General features: G+C 62.3%; 13 protein-coding genes. All 13 read left to right on the forward strand.

Features of this window, described 5'->3' with window-relative positions; translation table 11 throughout:
* Nucleotides 1-22 precede the first annotated feature (22 nt).
* The 13 genes from WBP06_RS18415 to WBP06_RS18475 all read left to right on the forward strand — a co-directional run bounded on the left by WBP06_RS18415 (nucleotide 23) and on the right by WBP06_RS18475 (nucleotide 21,705).
* Nucleotides 23-244, forward strand: coding sequence for a type II toxin-antitoxin system Y4mF family antitoxin (locus tag WBP06_RS18415; protein WP_395334272.1), 222 nt, complete (start codon nucleotides 23-25; stop codon nucleotides 242-244).
* Entirely contained in the window at nucleotides 241-1,509 is a 1,269-nt protein-coding gene (locus WBP06_RS18420; RefSeq protein WP_395334274.1) for a type II toxin-antitoxin system HipA family toxin, read from the forward strand. The genes WBP06_RS18415 and WBP06_RS18420 overlap by 4 nt, the downstream gene beginning before the upstream one ends.
* A 327-nt stretch (nucleotides 1,510-1,836) precedes the next feature.
* Nucleotides 1,837-2,814 carry a helix-turn-helix transcriptional regulator gene (locus WBP06_RS18425; protein WP_395334276.1) on the forward strand — a complete coding sequence of 326 codons (978 nt, stop codon included), beginning with the start codon at nucleotides 1,837-1,839 and terminating at the stop codon, nucleotides 2,812-2,814.
* 94 nt (nucleotides 2,815-2,908) lie between these two features.
* Nucleotides 2,909-8,026, forward strand: coding sequence for a DEAD/DEAH box helicase (locus tag WBP06_RS18430; protein ID WP_395334278.1), 5,118 nt, complete (start codon nucleotides 2,909-2,911; stop codon nucleotides 8,024-8,026).
* Nucleotides 8,023-10,821, forward strand: a complete 2,799-nt coding sequence (locus WBP06_RS18435; protein ID WP_395334280.1) for a DEAD/DEAH box helicase — start codon at nucleotides 8,023-8,025, stop codon at nucleotides 10,819-10,821. The genes WBP06_RS18430 and WBP06_RS18435 overlap by 4 nt, the downstream gene beginning before the upstream one ends.
* Nucleotides 10,821-13,958, forward strand: coding sequence for an Eco57I restriction-modification methylase domain-containing protein (locus WBP06_RS18440; RefSeq protein WP_395334283.1), 3,138 nt, complete (start codon nucleotides 10,821-10,823; stop codon nucleotides 13,956-13,958). Before WBP06_RS18435 ends, WBP06_RS18440 begins: the two co-directional genes overlap by 1 nt.
* 466 nt (nucleotides 13,959-14,424) lie before the next feature.
* Nucleotides 14,425-14,766 carry a hypothetical protein gene (locus tag WBP06_RS18445; protein WP_395334286.1) on the forward strand — a complete coding sequence of 114 codons (342 nt, stop codon included), beginning with the start codon at nucleotides 14,425-14,427 and terminating at the stop codon, nucleotides 14,764-14,766.
* Nucleotides 14,766-15,500 carry a hypothetical protein gene (locus WBP06_RS18450; protein ID WP_395334288.1) on the forward strand — a complete coding sequence of 245 codons (735 nt, stop codon included), beginning with the start codon at nucleotides 14,766-14,768 and terminating at the stop codon, nucleotides 15,498-15,500. The genes WBP06_RS18445 and WBP06_RS18450 overlap by 1 nt, the downstream gene beginning before the upstream one ends.
* Nucleotides 15,501-16,064, forward strand: coding sequence for a hypothetical protein (locus WBP06_RS18455; protein ID WP_395334290.1), 564 nt, complete (start codon nucleotides 15,501-15,503; stop codon nucleotides 16,062-16,064).
* Nucleotides 16,061-16,852: an HNH endonuclease gene (locus WBP06_RS18460; protein ID WP_395334292.1), complete on the forward strand. Its 792-nt coding sequence runs from the start codon at nucleotides 16,061-16,063 to the stop codon at nucleotides 16,850-16,852. The genes WBP06_RS18455 and WBP06_RS18460 overlap by 4 nt, the downstream gene beginning before the upstream one ends.
* The gene (locus WBP06_RS18465) at nucleotides 16,849-19,185 is read left to right on the forward strand and encodes a hypothetical protein (protein ID WP_395334294.1); all 2,337 of its coding nucleotides are present in this window, start codon (nucleotides 16,849-16,851) and stop codon (nucleotides 19,183-19,185) included. The genes WBP06_RS18460 and WBP06_RS18465 overlap by 4 nt, the downstream gene beginning before the upstream one ends.
* Before the next feature lie 4 nt (nucleotides 19,186-19,189).
* Entirely contained in the window at nucleotides 19,190-21,166 is a 1,977-nt protein-coding gene (locus WBP06_RS18470) for a hypothetical protein (protein WP_395334297.1), read from the forward strand.
* On the forward strand, nucleotides 21,163-21,705 hold the full coding sequence (locus tag WBP06_RS18475; protein ID WP_395334299.1) for a hypothetical protein: 543 nt from the start codon (nucleotides 21,163-21,165) through the stop codon (nucleotides 21,703-21,705). Before WBP06_RS18470 ends, WBP06_RS18475 begins: the two co-directional genes overlap by 4 nt.
* Nucleotides 21,706-21,859 lie beyond the last annotated feature (154 nt).

Consider the following 21,859-nt stretch of genomic DNA (forward strand, 5'->3'; position numbering starts at 1 on the left):
TTCGGGAAAATGGAGCTAGCCTTTGAAGAGTGTTGCCGAGATCGGCCATCTGATCCGTGCTGAGCGTAAAGCGCAGGGTCTTCGCCAGGATGACCTTGCCGCTGCCAGTGGTGTAGGACTGCGGTTTATCGTTGATCTTGAGCGCGGCAAGGAAACTGTCCAACTGGGAAAGGTGCTGATGGTGCTGGCTACCTTGGGATGCTCGCTTCAGCTTGCGCGGCCGGGTGAAGGGCAGGGCGCATGAGCTTGCCAGTGCAAGACCGGCTGATCGTCTGGTGGAACAGCAGGATTGCGGGTGAACTCACGATCGATCGGGGCGGGGCGATGCACTTCGTCTATGCGCCCGAATGGCTGGCGGACGCAGCAGCACCGCCGCTCTCGCAGGCGCTGCCAAAACGCGAGGAGCCTTATTACGATGCCGCGTGCAAGGCGGTATTTGGCGGGTTGCTGCCCGAGGAAGGCCAACGTACTGCAGTTGCAGCCACGCTTGGTGTTTCGCCTGATAACCCATTCCGGCTGCTGCAGGCGCTGGGCGGGGATGTAGCAGGGGCGCTGGCCTTTCTCCCGGAAGGCGAAGAGCCGCCCGTGCCCGATCTCGCGCATTCCGCGCAGGTTCTGGATGACGCCGAGCTGGCAGCGCTGCTCGAACGCCTGCCACGTGTGCCGATGCTGGCGGGGGAGGGAGGGGCACGCCTCAGCCTCGCAGGTGCGCAAGCCAAGCTGCCGGTGGTGCTGGTCGATGGCCAGATTGCGGTGCCGCGACCCGGAGAGCCTTCCACCCACCTTATCAAGCCAGAACCTGCGCGTTTCCCCGGACTTGCCGCCAACGAGGCGTTCTGCCTGGCGCTCGCTAGCGCGGTAGGGTTGGACGCTGCCCATGGGGAATGGCGCGAGGTGCAAGGCAAAGCATTCCTGCTCGTTAAGCGCTATGATCGAACGACAGGGCAGGGGAGGGCCCACAGGCTGCACCAGGAGGATTTCGCTCAGGCCTTGGGCGTCCCCTCCAATCGCAAGTATGCGACTGAGGGGGGGCCGACTTTCCGCGACGCCTTCGCTCTGCTGCGCCGCGCTGCAACCCGACCCGCCCGCGAGGTGTTGAAGCTGGCGGACGCCGCATTGTTCAACGTGATTATCGGCAATGCCGATGCCCACGCCAAGAATTTCAGTCTGCTGCGCCAGGAAGGCGGAGAAGTCGTGCTGGCCCCGCTCTACGACCTCGTCGCAACGCGGGTTTGGGAAGAACTCTCCCCACGCCTGGCGATGCGCTTCGGTGGTGCGGCCAGGCTGGAAGAAATCGATGCAGAGAGCTTCACCCGCTTTGCCGCCGACGCTGGCTTGGCCGCGCCCTATCTGCGCCGCCGCGCGGTAGCATTGAGCAGCGCAGTAGAGGCGGCGCTCGGGCAGGGGGTGAGGGTGCCGGGATTGCCCGAAGGCGCCGTTACAGCGCTTGCCGAAGCCACGGCGGAACGAGCTTCGCGCCTTGCCTTGAAAGCGGGTTCCAGAAGTTGAAGGCATATCGTCGTTCGGACGATCGCGTTCCGGATTGCAATCAGGTCCTTCCCCTTACCGTTGAGGATGGGGCAATGAGGCTGCCTTTGCTCGCGGGCATTTCAGGCAATTGGCAAATTTGGCTCCAGGTCTGCCATCGACCGTGGGCCCAAGGTGGTGGAGCGCTTTCTTAGGTCTCCGAGTACGCCCGCCATACGTTCTTATTGAAATGATTACTTTTCATTAGTCTTACTATTCGTAATAAAGACGACAGTTTCGGTCACATCGAAGGGCGGCAAGGGGGCTATGACAGAACGCGAGATAGCGGGCGCAGCAGCGCGCCCGCGCATGGGCAAGCTGCGCCGTGCTCTCATGCTGGTGCATCTGTTGTCGGAATCGAGCGAGGGTCTGACGCTCGACGAAATGGCCGCTGAACTGGGCGTCAACCGCCGCACCGCCGAGCGATTGCGCGATACGCTGCGCGAAGAGTTCGACATCGAAGAGCGCCAGGATGACCGTACCAAACGCTTTTTCATCCGCGAAAGCCTGCGCCGCGTCTACACCAGGCCCAACGCGGAAGAGGTAGCAGCGCTTCAGGCGGAGGCCCAGGCCCGCCGCGCCGAGGGTTCCGGACATGCCGGGCAGTTGGAGAGCCTCCTTGCCAAGGTGAAGTCCGCACTCGATGATCGGGAACGGGCACGTCTTGCGCCCGATCTTGACGCGCTGGTGCGCTTGCAGCGCAGCCGGATCACCGCTGGACCGTTGCTAGATGCCACGCCCGAAGCCATCGGCGTGGTGCAAGGGGCGATCCTTGCAGGTGCCTGCGTCGAATTCGAATACACTGCAGTTGATGGCAGCGAGGCGAAGTGGCGCCGCGTTATCCCCTATGGCCTGATTCACGGTCCGACGACCTATCTGCTGGGCAAGATCCCCCCACGTGAAGGTCGCACCGACAAGGAACCGGTCTTCTTCCGTCTCGACCGGATAACCGATCCCCGCACATCCAATCAGGCGGGCTGCGCTCCGGACGACTGGGACCTCGATGCCTGGTTGGCGAGAAGCTTCGGCATCTGGCGGGAGGACGACCATGACATCGTCTTGCGCGTAGGCCCTAGTGCGATCGAGCGTGCGCGACACTGGCGCTTCCATCCTGGGCAGGTGCTGGAGGAGGACGGTGACGAACTTCTAGTGAAATTCCGCAGCGGCGGCTTGCGTGAGATTGCGGAACACCTTTTCACCTGGGGCGGCGACATCAGCATCGTAGCACCCGAAGCGCTGCGTGGAGTGATGAGGGAGCGCGTCCTACTGGCGCTGGGGTCGGTGTGATGAAGCGACATACGTCCGGATTTGTCACGGATGCAGCTAAGGGTTTCATCGTGGTAGCGCATCGTGTGCAGCGATCGAATAAGGAACAGCAGTCATGAACGTCTTCGAACTCGATGCCGATCTCGTCGGCCGCTACGAAGGGTTCGCGCGCTCGTTCACGACGATCCGCGCCGAGGACATCCGCACTCAGATCGATCAGATATACGAGAGCAAGAAGTTTTGGCCCGAACCATTGATCGGGGTAAACCCACATTTCGAGCCGGGCCGCGCACTGGCAGACCTCGCGTCTGAGGGTATCATTGACCCGGACTTGCCGAAGGTCTTCAGCTTTGGCGAGGGGCGCACTCCGATCAGCCTGCACCGGCATCAGGACCAGTCGCTGTCGAAAGCGTTGCAGGGACGCAATTATATCGTCACCACTGGCACTGGCTCGGGCAAGTCGCTGTGCTTCTTCGTGCCAATCATCGACCGCATCCTTAAGGCCCGACGCGCGGGTGAGGCGCAGCGTACGCGCGCCATTGTGATCTATCCGATGAACGCGCTGGCCAATTCGCAGCGCGAGGAACTGGAAAAGTTCATCGAAGCCTGCGGCATCGATCCCCACCTGAAGCCTACTTTCGAGCGCTACACCGGGCAGGAAAGCGACAGCGAACGCAAACGCATCGCGGCGGCGAAGCCCGACATCATCCTGACCAACTTTATGATGCTCGAACTGCTGATGACCCGGCAGGACGGGCTCGACCAGGATGTCGTCGCCAACATGGAGGGGCTGGAGTTCCTCGTGCTCGATGAGTTGCACACCTATCGCGGTCGGCAGGGCGCGGACGTCGCCATGCTGGTGCGCCGTGTGCGCGAGCGTCTGGGTGCCAGGGACATGCTGTGCATCGGCACTTCGGCGACGATGGCCTCGGGCGACGAGGATGCGGGTCGCAAGGCGGTAGCAAGAGTCGGCACGACGCTGTTCGGCAGCCCGGTCCATGAGGATGATGTCATAACCGAAAGCTTGTCGCGCTGCACGCAGGGTGTGGCGCGGGTCGATGCGCTCAGGGCGGCGGTCGTCAGGCCCGAACCAGCACCCGTCGATTTCGAGGCGTTCCGTCGCGACCCACTCGCGGTGTGGATCGAGATGAACATCGGTCTGGTCGAGGAGGAGGCGCGCCGCCGTCGGAGGCCGCAGACGCTGACCGATGCGGCGAAAAAGCTGGCCGGGGAAATCTCCCTCGATCCCGCGCCTTGCCGCGCAGCGTTGGCTACACGCCTGGTCGCGATGAGCGAATGCAAGGACGCGCGAGACCAAGCGTTCATGGCGTTCAAGCTGCATCGTTTCTTGTCGGGCGCCGGCCATGCCCATGCCACCTTGCAGCCTGCCGGCATTCGTCGCGTGGCGCTGGCCGCCGAGAAGTACGACCGCGAAGATCGCCATGCCCGCCTCTACCCTATGTTCTTCTGCCGTGAATGCGGACACGAAGTGCATTCGGTCTCGATCGACGATGAAGGCACGGTGGTTGCCCGCCCGATCGACCAGACCGCACGCGACGGTCTCGACAGCGAGGGATGGCAGCACGGCTTCTTGGTGCCTGATGCCGATGGGGCGTTAATCTTTGCGGGGGACCCTGAGGATTATCCCGACGACTGGCTCGAACTCTCCAAATCCGGCGATCCGCGTCTCAAGTCCAGTCATCGAGGCAAGCATGAGGGCCGCATGATGCTGCTCGGTGCAAATGGCCGGAGTGACATGGACGGGGTACGCGCTTGGTTCTTTCCGGGTAAGTTCCGTTTCTGTCCGCATTGCCGTAACCAGCCTCCCCCACAGGCGCGCGATATCAATAAGCTGGCCGGCCTTTCAGCCGAAGGCCGTAGTTCGGCCACGACGCTGATCACCGCCACCGCGCTCGACTGGATGGAGCGCGGCCAGGTTCCGGCCGAAAAGGCGCGGCGCAAGCTGCTAGGCTTCACAGATAACCGGCAGGACGCGGCGTTGCAGTCGGGCCATTTCAACGACTTCATCTTCGTCACCCTACTGCGCGGAGCGATGCTGCGTGCGGTGCGGACCGCTGGCGAGGAAGGTCTAGGTCACGAGCAATTCGGTGATGCGCTGCGCCGCGCGCTGGGCTTCGATCCGGACGACAAGGCCCGCCGTTCCGCTTGGATGCTCGATGCCAACCCCAAGGGGTTCGCCGCATTAGAAGAGGCCAAGGCGACGATCAATCGCGTGCTCGCGCATCGGTTGTGGAACGACTTGCGGAGGGGCTGGCGCTTCACCAATCCGAACCTCGACCAGCTCGATCTGATGCGTGTCGACTATCCCGGCGTGGCGATGCTGGCGGAAGATGAGGAAAGCTGCGGCGGCAAGGACCAGGAAAGTCTGACCGATGTGCAGCGTCGGGGCTTTGCATTGCTTGCCGCGATCCCGGCAGAGACGCGGCGGATGATGTTCCGCGACGTGTTCGACACGATGCGGCAGGGGCTGGCGGTGGCGGTGGATGCGCTCGATCAGACCGAACTCCTCCAGGTTAGCGAAAAGTCGCGCAGCGTGCTCAAGGATCCCTGGGCGATCAGCGCCGAGGAGCAGTACAAGGATCTCAATTTCCTCACTACGCTGGTGGTCGGGTTGCAGGCGGGCAAGTACGACCGCGTGGTGCGCGTCTCGGCTCGCAGCGGATTGGCGCGCAGGCTGGTGAAGCTGGCGGGGATGGACATACCCCTTGCCGACCGCGAACCCTTGCTTGAGGCGATGCTGGCGGCGGCGGCGAAGCATCAGATGGTGCGCCAGTTCTCGGTCGGGCAACTGGCTGGCTGGCGGCTTGCGCCTGGCGCGGTGAGGCTGAAACCGGGCGGAGGAGAGCCTGATAACGGCAAGGGTAACGCTTTTTTCACGGGCCTCTATGCCGACGTGGCCGCACGTCTTGGCACCCCCGGCGATCTGCCGATGGCCTTCGAGGCGCGTGAGCATACCGCGCAGGTCGATGCGCTGCTGCGCGAACTGCGCGAATGCCGTTTCCGCTTCGGCGCCAACGACAAGGCCCGCATGGCGGAGATGGCGGGCGAAGCGCGTGTCATCAACGAGAAGCGCGATTTCCTACCGCTTCTCTACTGTTCGCCGACGATGGAGCTGGGCGTCGACATCTCGCAGCTCAATGTCGTCTATCTGCGCAATGCTCCGCCGACCCCGGCCAACTACGCCCAGCGTGCCGGTCGCGCCGGACGTAGTGGGCAAGCGGCGCTCGTCGTGACCTATTGCGCGGCGCAGAGCCCGCACGATCAGTACTATTTCGAAAGGCGGATCGATCTCGTCGCTGGTATCGTCAAGGCGCCTGCAATCGACCTCGTCAATGCAGACCTGCTGTCCGCGCACGTCCATGCTGAATGGCTGGCGGCGGCGAAGGAATCGCTGGGCAAGTCGATCCCCGACAATCTCGACATGGAGGCGGAAGGGTTGCCGGTGAAGACCGCGACGCTGGGAGCCTTTGCTGTGGCGACTGCTGATTCGGCTTGCGAGGCGCGGGCGGCGAGGATCGTTGCCTCAGCCCTGCCTACAGAAGGTGCACCGCAGATCGGCGATCCGGGAGCCTTCGTTGCGGACTTGTGGTGCAAGAGCGCGGCTGCGTTCGACGCGGCGTTCCGCCGATGGCGCGAACTCTATCGCTCCGCCTGCCAGGACCGCGACGAGGCGCATCGCGTTGGCCAGCGCACTGGCCTCAGCGCGCAGGAACGCCGTGAGGCCCGGGCGCGCTACATCGGTGCGGACAAGCAGGTGGAATTGCTGGCAAGCGGGGTGTCCTCGCAAAGCTCGGATTTCTATGTCTACCGCTACTTGGCGACCGAGGGCTTTCTGCCGGGTTACAACTTCCCGCGCCTCCCGCTCTATGCTTTCGTCGATGCAGATAAGTCCTCGACGGTGCTCCAGCGGCCGCGCTTCCTGGCGATCGCTGAGTTCGGGCCGAACAGCCTCGTTTACCACGAGGGCAAGGCCTACCGGTGCAACCGCGCGAAGTTGCCTGCCGGATCCCGCAACGAGGACAACACGCTCGTCACCCGGACGATGAAGTGCTGCCAATCGTGCGGGGCTGCTCACGAAAGCGAGACGCAGGAACGCTGTATGGTCTGCAAGGATCCACTGACCGACGAAGGACGCCTAGCCAAGCTCTATCGGATTGAGAACGTCGATGCCGTCCCTAGCGCGCGGATCACGGCCAACGATGAGGATCGCCAGCGGCGCGGCTTCGATTTGCGCACGATCTTCGAATGGGATCCCCGACGCCAGGAAGACCTGCTGCTCAAGGCTGACGAAAGTCCGCTGGCGGCGCTGTGCTATGGCCCGCAGACGAAGCTCTCGCGTGTCAATCTCGGCCTGCGGCGGCGCAAAGAAAAGGCGCATACGGGCTTCGACATCGACACGCTGACCGGTCGCTGGCTGAAGGATGCCGAGGCTGACGACGACGGCGGCGAAGACGATCCCAAGGCTGCTCGCCGTCAGTCGATCGTCCCGGTGGTGGAAGACACCAAGAACGCCCTACTAATTCGCTTTGATCATGGGCTGGGCCTTTCCACTGCGCAAATGGCGACGCTGCAGCACGCGCTGATCCGCGCCATCGAGGCCGAGCATGTGCTGGAAACAGGCGAACTGCTTGGCGAGCCACTGCCTACGCGGGAGGATCGCAAGACGATCCTGCTCTACGAGGCGACCGAGGGCGGCGCGGGCGTACTCAAGCGGCTGATGGACGGGCCGGAACGCTGGCAGCGGATTGCGGAAGTCGCGCTGGACCTCATGCACCTGAAGCGGGCTGAGGATGGCCATCTTCACGACGACGACGACGCTTGTGTAGCCGGGTGCTATCGCTGCCTGCTATCCTACTACAACCAGCCCGACCACGAGATGATTGACCGCGAGGACAAGGTCGTGCGCGATGTCATTGAACGCATGGCGCGGTGCGGGCGCGACCGCTCTGCTGATGCGCCTGAACCCGGAGACAGCCCGTGGTTAGTCGCTTTGGCTCGCTGGCAGGCGCCTGCGCCAAAGGCCGAGGCGATTGCCGGCACCACCTGGCCGCTATGTTGGCCAGACCACATGGTCATGGCGGTTGCCGGAACGTCGCCGCCCGAACTCATCGCGCGTTGTGAGGCGATCGGGCGCGAACTCATCGAATTGCCGGAACTGCCCGGCGAAACCTTGCCGCCCGCGCTGGCGGCAGCGCTTGGAGTGCCCGCATGAACGCCCCCTCTCAGACCGGTCAATTCCAGACCGGCGATCTCGTCAAGGCCCGCGACCGCGAGTGGATCGTGCTGGGCAAGCCGGGCGAGGGGCTGATGCGGGTGCGCCCACTGTCGGGTTCGGAAGAGGACGCCATCGTCATCGCCACCGCGCTTGAGGCTATCCCGGTCCAGCCTGCAACATTTGCGCCGCCGCGCTCCGACCAGCTCGACACACAGGACGCGGCGCGGATGCTGGCTGACGCCTTGCGCCTGTCGCTGCGGCGCGGGGCAGGGCCGTTCCGCAGCGCCGCGCATCTCGGCGTCGAGCCGCGGGCCTATCAGTTGGTGCCGTTGCTCATGGCGATGCGTCTCGACATCAAACGCCTACTGATTGCCGACGACGTGGGCATCGGTAAGACTATCGAGGCGGGGATGATCCTGCGCGAAATGCTCGACCGCAGCGAGATCGACCGTTTTACCGTGCTGTGCCCGCCGCACCTAGTCGACCAGTGGGTAGGCGAACTGGCGGAGAAGTTCGACATCGATGCTGTCGCGGTCACCTCGGCCCGCGCCCGCTCGTTGGAGCGCGGACTTGCGCCGGGCGACACGATCTTCGCGGTCCACCCCTTCACCGTCGTCAGCCTTGATTACATCAAGGCTGACAGCCGCCGCGCGAGCTTTGCGCAGACCTGTCCTGAATTCGTCATCGTCGATGAGGCGCACACCTGCGTCGGGGGGAACGAGAAGGGCACGCATCAGCGCTTCGCCCTGCTGGAGACGTTGGCGGAGAAGGCCGGACGGCACCTTCTGCTGCTTACGGCAACTCCGCACAGCGGCAATCAAGACGCCTATGCACGCCTGCTCAGCCTACTCCATCCCGACCTTTCCGGTGGCCCCGACGCGCCTGATGTCAACGCGGTCGAGCGCTATCGCCGACGCCTTGCTCAGCACTTCGTTCAGCGCCGCCGTCCCGATATTGCTGATAAGTGGGGTGAGGCCCGCGCTTTCGCCACGCCGATGAAGAAGGACGCGCCTTATGCGCTGACCGGAGATTTCCTGAACTTCCAAGAGGACGTGCTGGAATATTGCGTGGGCGTGGCCAATCGGGTCAATGGTGAGAAGGCGCGCCGTCTGGTGTTCTGGGGCACGCTGGCGTTGATGCGCTGCGTCGGTTCGTCGCCCGCCGCCGCGCTCAGCGCATTGCGCAACCGGCTTGGAGGTATGGCTGAGGCGGACGCGCTCGAACCCATTATTTTTGACAGCGACGAAAGCGACTTCGCTGACACCGACCTCGAGCCCGCCACCGCGCTCGATGGCGAGGAAGCCGCCGAACTGCGGAGCTTGATTGTCAAGGCAGAAGGGTTGGTCGCGAACTTCGCCAAGGATCCCAAGCTGCGGGAGCTGACCCGATGGGTCACCTACTTGATGAAGGAGAAAGGCGCGCAGCCGGTGATCTTCTGCCGCTTCATCAACACCGCCGAAGCCGTCGGCGCGGCGCTGCAGGCGCAGTTTAAGAAGCACAAGGTCGAAGTCGTCACTGGTCGACTCACCCCGGACGAGCGCCGCGCTCGCGTGGAAGCGCTGGAGGACCACCCCGAGCGCATCCTGGTCGCCACCGATTGCCTGTCAGAGGGCATCAACCTGCAGTCGCTGTTCAACGCTGTGGTTCATTACGACCTCAACTGGAACCCCACGCGTCACCAGCAGCGCGACGGGCGCGTCGATCGCTTCGGCCAAAAGGCAGAGGAAGTTTGGTCGCTAATGATGTTCGGTGAGAATTCGATCATCGACGGTGCCGTCATCAAGGTCATTAAGGACAAGATGGAGCGCATCCAGAAGGAAACTGGCGTCGTCGTGCCGGTGCCTGAGGATTCCGCCAGCGTCTCCAACGCGTTGATGCAGGCGATGCTGCTGCATTCCAGCAGGCCGCGTGCGCAGGGGATGTTCGACTTTGGCGATGCTGAGAAGAAGCTCGACGACCAGTGGAAGAACGCCGAGGATGACGCCCGCCGCAGTCAGACGCGCTATGCCCAGTCCGCGCTCAAGCCCGAAGAAGTATTGCCCGAATGGCATCGCCTGCGCGCGCTTCTGGGCGGGCCGGAGGAAGTCGGTCGTTTCACCCGCCGGGCGCTCCTGCGCATCGACAAGCCGCTGGGCGAGCAGGGTACAGGCTGGCGCGTTCATTATTCCGACATGCCCTTGCAACTGCGGGAGCGGCTTGCTGCTCGCCGCCTCACCGGCACCCGCCTGATCGGTTTCGCGGATAGCCTGCCGCCTGAAGTCGCCCATGTTGGCCGGACGCATCCGCTTGTCGCGCTGCTGGCCGAGGCGATGGCCGAAGGCGCGCTCGACCCCGCTTCGGTCGAGGGGCTGGCGCCGCTTGGCCGCGCCGGGGCCTGGCGCACGCATGGAGTGGACACGCTTACCACTGTCCTGCTCCTGCGCCTGCGCTTCAAGCTGACCACCAGCGGCCGCCGGACCCTGCTGGCCGAGGAGGCCACCGCGCTCGCCTTCGCCCCGGGCGCCGCTGATGCCTTCGTGCTGGGCGCTGACGCCCTTGCGCTGCTGGAACAGGAGGCGAGCGGCAATATCGAGCCCACCGCCATCACCCGCCAGATCGACACTGCCCTTACCCGCATCGCGGGTTACCAGCCTGCCATCGCCGCTTACGCTGAGGCGCGCGCCCGACAACTTTCCGAGGATCACGACCGCGTGAAGGCCGCAACCCGTGGCGAAGGCGCCACTACTGAAGTTGAGCCCGTCCTGCCTGCCGACGTCATCGGCCTTTATGTCCTCGTGCCGGAGGCGAACTGATGGCCCGGATTGCCAATCGCCTGTCCCGTGCCGCCGAACTCGGCCTCGACGCCGTCACCATCGAAGGCGGTTTGATCGCACCCGAGCAGGTGCAGAAGATCGTCGGGGCGCCCGCTACCCCCAAGCTCGCCGCCAGCTACGACTGCCCGCGCGGTACCAGCCTGAATGACGAGGTCGCGCGTTACTTCCGCATCGGCCAGGCGCTTTGGTCCGATTACGACAGGATCGAGCACAAGACTGTCGCACACACCGTCCAGTTCGCGCACGACCTGTTGACGCAGTGCTTCGGTTTTGACGAACTGACTGGCCCGGTCGAGCATGCCGACGGCAACCGCCGCTATCGCCTTGCGCGCGAGGCGAAGCAGGGACGCATCCCCATCGTCGTCGCCGCACCGGCTGAGGAGCGAGAGGCGTTCAACCTTTCCGCTCCCGAATTTGGCGATGGCGTAGGCGGCAGTCGCGTCAAGCGCAGCCCCGTCTCGCTGTTGCAGGACTGGCTTAACGGCGCCGACCATGCGCTTTGGGGCCTCGTTTTTGCTGGCGATAAGGTGCGGCTGATGCGCGACAACGCCAGCCTCACGCGCCCTGCGTGGATCGAGGCGGATCTCGGCGCGATCTTCGCGAGCGAGATGATCGTCGACTTCACCGCTTGGTGGCTGCTCACCCACGCCACCCGCTTCGGTGCGGCAGGCGCGCCGCCGTCCGACTGCGCGCTGGAAGAGTGGCGTGCCGAAGGCCTTAAGCAGGGCGAAACTGCCCGCGCCGACCTGTACAAGAACGTGCGCGAGGCGTTGTCCGAACTGGGCCAGGGCGCTGTCGAGTCTAACCCGGACTTGCGCGAAAAGCTGGCCGACCACGCCACGCTCACCGCGTTCTTCGAGGAACTGCTGCGCACAGCCTATCGCCTGATCTTCCTCGCCGTTGCCGAGGACCGCGACCTGCTGCATCCCGGCCGCGTGGCGCAAGAGGCGCGGGCGCTCTACCGCGATAGCTACTCTTTCGGCTTCTGGCGTGAACGCGCCCGCCGTCGAGTGGCGCGCGACACCCACCACGACGCGTGGGAGGCGATGAAGATCACCCTGCGCAGCCTGGAGCACGGGCAGGAGCTGCTCGGCCTCCCCGCGCTCGGCGGCCTTTTCGCGGCGGGCGCGACGCCGCTGATGAACGGCGCTCGGATCAGCAACCGCCGCTTCCTGACTGCGCTTCACCATCTAGGCTTCATCATGCGCGGTGGCGCCACGCACCGCATCAACTGGCGAGACCTCAAGGCTGAGGAACTGGGCAGCGTTTACGAAGGCCTGCTGGAGATCACTCCGCAGCTTACCGCCAGCGATGCCTTCACCCTCGACGATAACGCGCGCGGCAATGCCCGCAAGACCAGCGGCAGCTACTACACGCCCGACAGCCTTGTGGAGACGTTGCTCAACAGCGCACTCAACCCGGTTCTGCAGAAGGCTGAGGACGAGGCTGCCACGCCTGAGGCCAAGGTCGCCGCGATCCTCGACCTCAAGGTGATCGACCCGGCCTGCGGATCGGGCCACTTCCTGCTCGGCGCCGCCCGCCGCATGGCCGACCGCGTGGCGCGCCTGCGCAACGAGGATGCCGGCAAGGCTGAGACGCAGGCCGCGCTGCGCGATGTCGTCAGCCGCTGCATCTACGGCGTGGACCGCAACCCAATGGCGGTCGAACTGGCCAAGGTGGCGCTGTGGATCGAGAGCGTTTCCCCCGGCAAGCCGCTCGGCTTCCTCGATGGCAACATCCGTTGCGGCGACGCGCTACTGGGCGTGTTCGACCTCGACGCACTGGAGCTCGGCATCCCCGATGAAGCATACAAGCCGCTAACGGGAGACAGCAAGGAGGCGGCGAAATACTACCTCAAGGCCAACCGCGATGCGAAGGCCGGGCAGGGCACGCTGGACTTCGCGGGCGGCGGCGGCTCGATGCCACCGGCGAAGCTGGCGGCGAACCTGGGCGCGATCCGCAAGATGCCCGAGGATACCGTCGCGCAGGTGGAGAAAAAGCGCGAGGCCTACCTTGCCTGGCGCAACGACCCGGCGCGCTGGGCCACGCGCGTTGCCTGCGACCTCTACATCGCCGCCTTCCTGCTGCCCAAGACCGCCGTGCCCGGCAGTCACGGTGCCGGGATAGTCCCGACGACGGCGGACGTGCGCAAGCGCCTCGGTGGCGGGCAGGTCTACGGCCCACTAGAGGCCGCGACACTGGACGTCGCCGAAGCCGCCCGCCTGCTGCATTGGCCGCTCGCCTTCCCGGACGTGATGATTGGGAACGGTGGCTTTGATGTGGTGCTGGGTAATCCGCCGTGGGAGGTTGTTCAGCTTGGCGAGCAGGAATACTTTGAAAGCCGTGTTCCCGACATTGCCGAGATGAAAGGAGCCGCTCGCAAAAAGGCCATCGCCGCGCTGGCCGGAACGCACCCGGAGATTTTCACCGAGTACGCGCGTGATAAACGCCGGTTCGAGGCTATAAACGATTTTGCCCGCGCCGGTGGCCGCTTTGACCTGACCGCGCGAGGCAAGGTCAATACGTATGCGCTGTTTGCCGAGCACTTCCTTAACTTGACCAGGGAAGGCGGCAGAGCAGGTGTGATCGTTCCCACCGGCATCGCCACCGATGCTACGACCGCACCGTTCTTCGGCCATCTGGTGAGTGGCCAACGACTGGCGGCACTGACTGACTTTGAGAACAGCGCGCCGTTGTTCCCCGGCGTCCATCGCAGTTTCAAGTTCTGCCTTCTTACCATAGGCTCGGGCGTGGTGACGGCAGACTTCGCCTTTTTTCTCACGGAACCCGTACAGCTGGAAGATGAGCGCCGTCGCTTTGCGCTCGCGCCTGCCGAGATCGCCCGGATAAATCCGAATACGAAAACCGCTCCGGTCTTCCGTTCCCGCCAGGACGCGGACCTCGCTGCTAGCATTTACAACCGCGTGCCGATACTGATCGATGAAGGCGGCGAAAGCGGCAATTCGTGGGGGCTGGAGTTCCGGCAGGGGCTCTTCAATATGACCAGTGACAGCGGCCTCTTCCGTACCGCCGCGCAGCTGGCAGCAGAAGGCTACCTATGCGCCGGCACCGACTGGGTGCGCGAAGGGGGGGGGGCGCTATGTGCCGCTTTATGAGGCCAAGATGTTTGACCAGTATAACCACCGGTACGCCGATTATTCTACCCGATCGGGTGAAAGGGGACATCGCGTTTTACCGGAGTTGCGGCCTGAGATACTGGCGGACCCTGAGCGCGAAGCAGAGCCATACTATTGGGTGCCACTAACGGCGGTCCGTGAACGAGCGCCCTCCGATCGCTATCTCATGGGGTATGGAGAGGCAACAACCGCAACGACAACGCGTACTATGGTGATGTCGGTGTTTCCATTTTCAGGGGTTGGGCATAAATCAATACTGCTATTTAGTGCATGCTCTAAATCTAAAGTTGCTGCATTGCTTTCTAATGCCAATGCGATTGTATTGGACTATATATGCCGAACCAAAATTTCATATCTAACTCTCGCGCAATTTATAGCGAAGCAACTCCCAATCCTCCCCCCATCAGCCTACTCCGAAACCGACCTCGCCTTCATCCTCCCGCGCGTGCTGGAGCTGACTTACACCAGCCATTCCATGGCCCCTTTCGCGCGCGATCTGGGCTATGAAGGCGTGCCGTTCGCGTGGGACGAGGAGCGCCGCGCGCAGCTGCAGGCGGAGCTAGATGCCTGGTATGCGCTCGCCTATGGCCTGACCCGCGACGAGCTGCGCTACGTCCTCGATCCCGCCGACGTCATGGGAGAGGACTACCCCAGCGAGACATTCCGCGTCCTCAAGAACAACGAGGAGCGCAAGTACGGCGAGTACCGCACCCGCCGCCTCGTCCTCGCCGCCTACGATGAACTGACCGCACAAGGCCTGCGCCCGCGTCTGGAGGGCTATCGGTGATGCGAAACGACGCTTGGCGCGCCTTGATCGATTGGCCAGGTCGCGCGTTCGATGCGTGCGATCTCGAGCTGGTCGGCAGGTCAGCACGCGAAGCGGAGGCGGCGTTGAGGAAAGGGTTGCAAGATATGCCGCTTTGCCCTTGGCGCTGGCATGCCGAAGGCATTGCTAAACATTTCGGAGTGGCCGGGGTAGCCAGCTGCCTTGCGGTCTTGCCCCACGCATGGGCGTCCTTCCACGAGCCGCAGATCACTGGGGGCTTCGCACATTTTCTGATGGAGGGTTCGCTCAAGCGACAACAGCAGCGCTGTCTTGCCTTCGTGCGCGCCGCGATGATCTGCCAACGATTGCAACCGCCACCAGCGGACCTTCAAGGCTTCACGGCTGAAGCGGTCGCCGAGGAGGCGCGCGTCGACCTGCTCATTCAGCTCGATGGACCCTCCGGCCGGTTCGGCACTGCTATCGAAGCCAAGTTCGGCCATGATCTGACGGATCAGTTGGAAGGCGCGGAAGATCACGTTTTGCACGTGCGCAAGTGGCAAAAGTCTAGATCAGCGCTTCTTGTGGTCGCGCGCGATCCCGTGTCGCTTGAGCACCGCAACTTCGTTGATAGCTGGCATTCAGCTTCTTGGTGGACTTTCCTGCGCCAGCTTGATGCCGAAATGCCCGCAGGGGCGGATTGCAATGACTACGCGCGGTTCCGGCGAACCGTCTGGCTTCAGGCATATGGGGGCTAAATGATAATCAACACACCGGAGAGTGTCCTCGCATACTACTCCAATCCGACGGTCGAGAATGCGGTCGATCTTGTTCTGGGCCGCAAGCAGAAGCCGGTGCCTGCCGATCTGCCGTGGACTGACTTGCCGGGCTATTATCGCGCGATGGCGGCTGCACGGCAGCTCCAGTTCGATTATGCGGGGCTGTTGTGGGAGATCTGGCAGGCAACGTGGTCCGAGGTGAGCCTGCCTAGTGGGGCGAAGCAGCAACCGCTTGATGGGGTAGATCCGCTGAAGGTATGGGATCGCGGCTGCATGGGAACGAGCGTGAAAGTTGGTGCCTTCACGCTTGAAAGGTTGATCTATCTGGATGGAGAATTCGGAGCCCAGATCGGCATTGGTTTGTGGGCGGGCAGCAAGCGATGGCTTGGAAAGAAGGATTTCCCCGTTGATTGGGAAAAGGGGGACGAGGTCGTCTGGTCGCCTCCCGGCGAGGTGCCCCTTGAGCCGGCAATCGCCGTCGACAAGCTTCGGGACTTCGCCAGCGAGGCCATGAAGCTCTGCCGCGAACGCGTGGAGCCATGACCTCCACAACCCTGCGCCGCCCCACCCCACACCCGATCTTGCGCACCGAACTGGAACAAGCCGCGTGGAACCATGGTTATCGCCGCGCGAACGGGGTGGCGGACGGGTGGCTGTGGTTCCGCTCGGACGAAGGCGTGCCCGGTGAAGTGGCGCTAGCCTGCGGGGCAGGTGACGACGGCGCGCCATGGTTCCTCGCGGTAGAGCACGCAGGCGTGGCGCAAGTCCTCGCCTCCGAATGGCCCGAGGCAGTGGCGGGGCCTGCGCCGAACCCGTGCAAGGGCGCTTTTGCTTTCGCGCGGCAGGAGGACATGCGCCGTGCGCTCAGCCGCGCATTTCACCTCGCGCGCAGCTTGCCGACCTTTCCATTCACCCAGTTCGAGGCCGAAGTCGCCGGGTTAGGCGATACCGAAGTTGACCGAATCGTGCGCCAGCGCGTGGGGCAGGGCTTCTTCCGTGCCGCGCTGATCGACTATTGGGGCGGCTGTCCGCTTACCGGTGTTACCGATCGGGCGCTGCTACGCGCAAGCCACATCGTCCCTTGGGCCGAATGCGCCAGCGATGCGGACCGGCTCGATGTGTTCAACGGATTGCTACTGTGCGCCCACTGGGATGCCGCCTTCGATGATGGCCTCGTCAGTTTTGCGGACGACGGCACCGTGCTGGCAAAACCGGACCTCAGCGTGGCGGCGGTGCAGACACTCGGCCTAGCCACCGCGCCGCGCCTCCACCTGGAGGCTGCCCATCGCGCCCAACTGGCGCGGCACCGGGAAAAGTTCGGGTTCGTGTGAGCTGCGCTTTTCCTTTCAACAACCACGATTTTTACCGACTTCAGGAGAATGAAGTGTCCGCTGCGGAACTACTGCTACCCCGTCTCAATCAGGCCTTAGTCAATATCCTGACCGCATCTGATGCCGTCATCGAGGGGCCGATCAACGATGAAGGGGAAACGGTCGAGCAAGTCCTCCGCCCGATCATGCGTCGCTTGCTGCTGTGTCAGACTCTGGGGCAGTATTCGTTGTTGGCGATCGCCGGCACGCAGGGGGCGGGCAAGACGACGCTCATTAAGTCGCTGTACGAGCTGGAAGGGGCGGATGCAGACTGGCTCAAGCCCAACGAGGGACGTGGCGAGACTTACCCGATCCTTGTCACCGAAGGGGCGCCGGATGCTGCGGCCGAAGGGTTCGTCTGGAGGCTGGAGCAAGATGGCGATCGGCGCCATGTTGCGCGTGTTTCGCTACTTGATGGAAGGCGCTCGGTCGTCGAGGCGCAGGAGTTATTCCGGCGGGCGTGTAGCGAAACAGATGCGAATGAATTGCTCGTTGAGCTCCGTTTGCCCGGCAAGCTGAGGCTGGGTGATTACAAGGGCTGGTTACTTCTGCCCGGCTACGAAGCGAGCACCCGCGACAACGAGGTCTGGCAGAAAACTATGCGGGCGGCACTGGCCGGGGCGAGCGGCGCAATCGTGGTAACCGACGAAACGCGCCTTGCGCGCGATCAGAGCGACCTAGCGCGCGATGCCATCGGTACCGCTTTGGGGAACATCGCGCCGGTCGTAGTCATCTCCAAAACCGAAAGCATCCGCAATGATGCGGAACGGCTCGCCGACCTTGAGGTGCGTGCCGCCGAAGCCTTTGGGGTTCCGGGCAGGCGTGTTCAGTGCGTTGGCCTCGCCGATGACGCTGTCTACAATCGTGCTTGGCGGGAGGCTTTGAAGGAGAAGATCGAACAGTTCGTGGTGGAATCCGGCGGCGGCACGCGCAACATCTGGCACTCCACGCTGGCTACGCTTGTACGTCAGGATCTCAAGCGCGCACTTGCGGGCGTAAACCGGCAATTGCGGATTGTCCTTGCAGACCCTGAAGGGGTGAATGCGCAGGTCGATTTCGCGAGAGACATGCTTGAGAAGTTCGATGAGGCGAATGATAGGCTGCGCCCTCAATACAGCAGTGCGATTCAGAAGTCGGTGGACGCGCATACCGGGGCAGCTAAGGCAAAGATTGAAGCGCAACTGATTGAAAATTTTGAGGGAGTGAAAAGCCACGCACGCAGCTTCTTTGATACAGAAACGGAACGCTTGATTAAGCTCAAAAGCGCCGTGGCTAAGGCCGACGAACAAGCTGGGCGATTGGCACCGATGGTGGTGCAGGCACTGACGGGTCTTATTGAGAAAGTCCTCGCTCCTTCAAGATCGGATGGCGTTAAGACCTCCAGTCGGCTCCTGCTGGGCAAGCTCTCTACCGGAAATTCAGAAGTAGAGTTGATACCTTGGGCGGGCGGCGGGAGCCTCGAAAAGGAGAGCTCGCCCGTCCACGCGCTCGTCACGCTATTTTCTGCTGAGAAGAGTGACGATGTCGGCAAACCGCTGGTGGGCCTCGATGAGGCGGTCAAGATCCTGCCTGCCCTCACGCTTGAATGGGCTCGTGCTGCCAACACCGCAATAGGCACACCAATGCCGGCGGCTACCGAAGATCCGTGGATATTCGATCCGTTGGGTTTCGCACTCAAGAATGGCGAAGAAACCATAAGCAATGCGCGTAGCCTCATGCGTACGATTGCGGCGACGATCCTCGCGGCGGACATCGCCGAACTTAGTGATCAGGCAGGAGAGGCCACAACAGGAGAGGCCGCAACAGGAGAGGCCGCAACAGGAGAGACTATCTCCAATACTAGCACTTCCGAGTCCGACCAGATGTCAGGAGTTGCAAATGCGGCGACAATTGGTTTGGCCGGCAAGGCTGCTGCCGCACTTCTCACCAATCCGGTTTTCTTGGCCGGTACTGCGATCGTCGCTGCCGGCTACCTCACGGTAAGCATGTTGCAGGAAGTACGTGCGCACGATCGTGCCAACCGAGCCAGCGCTTTGGGTATGCTGCAACGAGCAGGCGAATTCCGCCTCCAGCAATACATGGCGAGCTACGATGAGATGATGGCGAGCATGCGCGAGAATCTGGAGCATGCGTTGCGCAGACGTTACCGGATCGCCGATAGCCTCGCGAGGAAGGACAGAATTGTTCACGCCATCGCTGTCGCCCAGCAACTACGCGAAGAGTTTTCCGAGAGCCTGGAGGACCCTGAACACGGAACGTCGTCACTGCGTTTGCAGTTTGCCGATGTAGGCTGAAGTGATGCCGGATCAGGATGCCGATCGACTGCTTTCGGAGGTGTCACTCAAGTGGGCTTTCGATGCTTATGACAAGTTTGCAGCACGGCTGTCGCCGGAAGTCCGCCGTCATATGGGAGCGCAACGAAAGGAAACCTATACGGTTGTCTTCGGTCGCACTCAGGTTGGCAAGAGCACGCTGATCCTGCATCTTCTGAGGGTGCGGGCAGATGCGATCGACCTAGTGTCGAACGTTTTACGGGGAGGGCGCAAGTCGGGTAACTCCTCGACGGCGCTTCCGACCGAATACCGCCAGGCCCGCGATGACTGCTGGCGGATTAGCTGGGGCGGCCAGTCGTGGCTTTGTGTGTCGGACGGTGACGCTCGCGAGAACTTCGAGAAAGTTCGAGCGGCCATGGAGGCCAATGTTGCGTGCGCGGATGGTTCATTGTGCAGGGTGGACATTCCGGCGCGCTATTTCGAGACTGCAGCTTCGGACGTTCGCGGAACGCGCGTACTCGACCTGCCAGGTATGGATGCTGCTAACGGTGCGGAGCGACGCTTCGTCGCGCGTGTGGCCGAACGCCTTGTACCGAATGCGGATCTCGTCCTGCTGGTCGGGCGCGCAGACGACCTCACTTTCCTCCTGCCTGACCAGTTGGCATTGCCGGGAGTTTCGGATTGGCAGATCACTCCTCGCCGCTTTCGAGTAGTAACCACATACTCCTTTACCCCTGCCAGTGTTCGGGAATTCGGTCGGGAGCATGACTGCGTGGGCGATGTCGGCAAATATCGCGAGCGCCTTATCGGCGAGATTCAGAAATTCCGCCCACTGGAGCCGCCGGCGCAGACACCTGAACTATATTTCCCCCTTGAGTTCGGGGAATCCTGGAAAGGGGCCTGCGATCTTCACAGTTCGGAAATGACGGAGATGATGGATGGTCTCATGCAGCGCTTGCGTGAGGACATTGCGGCAGCCAGCACGCCAATCGGGCGCCTCGAAGGCGCGCTGGATGCGCACGTCCTCGTTACGGCTGTTCATTCGCGTCGTCTTGAGGAAATCAGAGAGCGGCTAGATAAAAAACAGCAGGCCGTCAGAGCGCGCGAGCGCGCGATCGGACAATTGGAGAAGGCGCTTGAGGAGCAACGCGACAGTCTGAGTTTCCAGCGAGCGAACCTTGAAGCGCTGACTGAGAGAGCAATTAACAAAGGTGCAATGGACGCTGGCAACGGACTTCATAAGATTGTGATGGAATGGTGGTGGTCACAAATGGAGCAGCAGGCGCTCCAGGTGAAAGGCCCAGACCGCAACACCGACTTCTTGTTGAGTATGCTTGGGGAGGCGGAGGACAACTTGCGTCGACAAATCGCAAAAGCGGCCCACACCGCTGAACCGCCTGACGGCCTGTCGATGACATCCTGGAGGCAGGCCCAGGAATCTGCAGGTCGCCTCGCAATTGCGAATGTCGCTAAGGCTGCTGATTCGGCTTTTTCAGAAGTGCGCAGCACGCTCGGTGGGTATTGGACCAAGTATTATGTTCGTAATCGGTCATACGAAGAGGATTTCGCTAAACTGACTGCCGCGTATATCCAATTTATCGGCAATATAGCTGCTCACATAACAAAGAATATCAAAGCCGAAATCGAAGCAGCAAGGAGAACGATGCAGGACGATGTCGGGCGCCTCGAAATGAAAAAAATCTATACAAGTCAAAGGCGTGAAAGCGACAGCATAATGCTGGGCCGCCTTCAGGTGCAGCTACAAGATTGTCAGACCGAGCGCGATGAAGCCGAGCGTACCATCCGGGAGGAAGCGGCATTGAGCCGGCAGTTTACTCAGTTGCTGGCAGACGAATACGAGAGAGCAGTCGAAACGGCCTATGCTGAGGTGATGAAGGCTGCGGATCCGGCAACGGCCTTCGAGCACTTGGTCATGGCCTCGATGCTGAGAGAATCCCGCGAAAGCGTTTGGACGCGAATTAATGGTGCGAAGAAACAATGACGACAAATGAAACCTTGATGCCGCCTTTTGAAGCAACCCAGTTCGGCAATTCGTCTGACGCGATCGGAAGGAAAGAGCAGGAACTGTCGGCGCTTCTGGATCGTGTTCTGGCAGCACCGTTTGAGCCAGTTCTGAAAACACTGAGTGAGCTATCGAGTAAAGCAAAGCTTAGCGGCGATAAGTTGGAGGATTTCGCCAATGAACTGAGTTCGGTCGATGAAAACATCAAGAAGGTTAGCCGGACCGTAAAAACGAATGCTGCGAATCTGGAAGTACTTGATAAAGCACTCAAGGAAATCGCAAAGGCCGCCCACCGATCGGAGACTACCGCAGCCCAACGCGATAATCAGTTGCTGGAAGCACTGGATGCTTCACGCCGAGAGGCGCAGCAGGCGGCAAGTGCAGCGGCAATGAAGGCCCGCATCATGCTGATCCTCCTTGCAGCTTTGCTCGTGGCCCTTGTCGGCCACCTAGCCTTTGAGGTGGGGGGGATGCGACCGGAAATGTCGCAATCGCTGTGCACTAGGCCATCGTTTTGATTAAGGATTGCATAGCCTCCAGATTTCTGGATGCCTTGGGTCCTAATTTTGACGACAGGAGGCGACGATGGGGAATGTCCTGCTGCCGGTTAGATATTCGAAAATCGGGCGGTCTGCATTTGCATGCTCAGAATCTGGCGTTGAATGATTGAGA

The organism is Novosphingobium mississippiense, assembly GCF_044029535.1.
GTDB lineage: Bacteria > Pseudomonadota > Alphaproteobacteria > Sphingomonadales > Sphingomonadaceae > Novosphingobium.

Excerpts from the sequence above, each read along its gene's own strand:
- WBP06_RS18440 (WP_395334283.1), top strand. The coding sequence starts at position 10,821 with ATGGCCCGGATTGCCAATCGCCTGTCCCGTGCCGCCGAACTCGGCCTC.
- WBP06_RS18455 (WP_395334290.1), top strand. The coding sequence starts at position 15,501 with ATGATAATCAACACACCGGAGAGTGTCCTCGCATACTACTCCAATCCG.
- WBP06_RS18470 (WP_395334297.1), top strand. The coding sequence starts at position 19,190 with ATGCCGGATCAGGATGCCGATCGACTGCTTTCGGAGGTGTCACTCAAG.
- WBP06_RS18425 (WP_395334276.1), top strand. The coding sequence starts at position 1,837 with ATGGGCAAGCTGCGCCGTGCTCTCATGCTGGTGCATCTGTTGTCGGAA.
- WBP06_RS18420 (WP_395334274.1), top strand. The coding sequence starts at position 241 with ATGAGCTTGCCAGTGCAAGACCGGCTGATCGTCTGGTGGAACAGCAGG.
- WBP06_RS18450 (WP_395334288.1), top strand. The coding sequence starts at position 14,766 with ATGCGAAACGACGCTTGGCGCGCCTTGATCGATTGGCCAGGTCGCGCG.
- WBP06_RS18430 (WP_395334278.1), top strand. The coding sequence starts at position 2,909 with ATGAACGTCTTCGAACTCGATGCCGATCTCGTCGGCCGCTACGAAGGG.
- WBP06_RS18460 (WP_395334292.1), top strand. The coding sequence starts at position 16,061 with ATGACCTCCACAACCCTGCGCCGCCCCACCCCACACCCGATCTTGCGC.
- WBP06_RS18475 (WP_395334299.1), top strand. The coding sequence starts at position 21,163 with ATGACGACAAATGAAACCTTGATGCCGCCTTTTGAAGCAACCCAGTTC.
- WBP06_RS18435 (WP_395334280.1), top strand. The coding sequence starts at position 8,023 with ATGAACGCCCCCTCTCAGACCGGTCAATTCCAGACCGGCGATCTCGTC.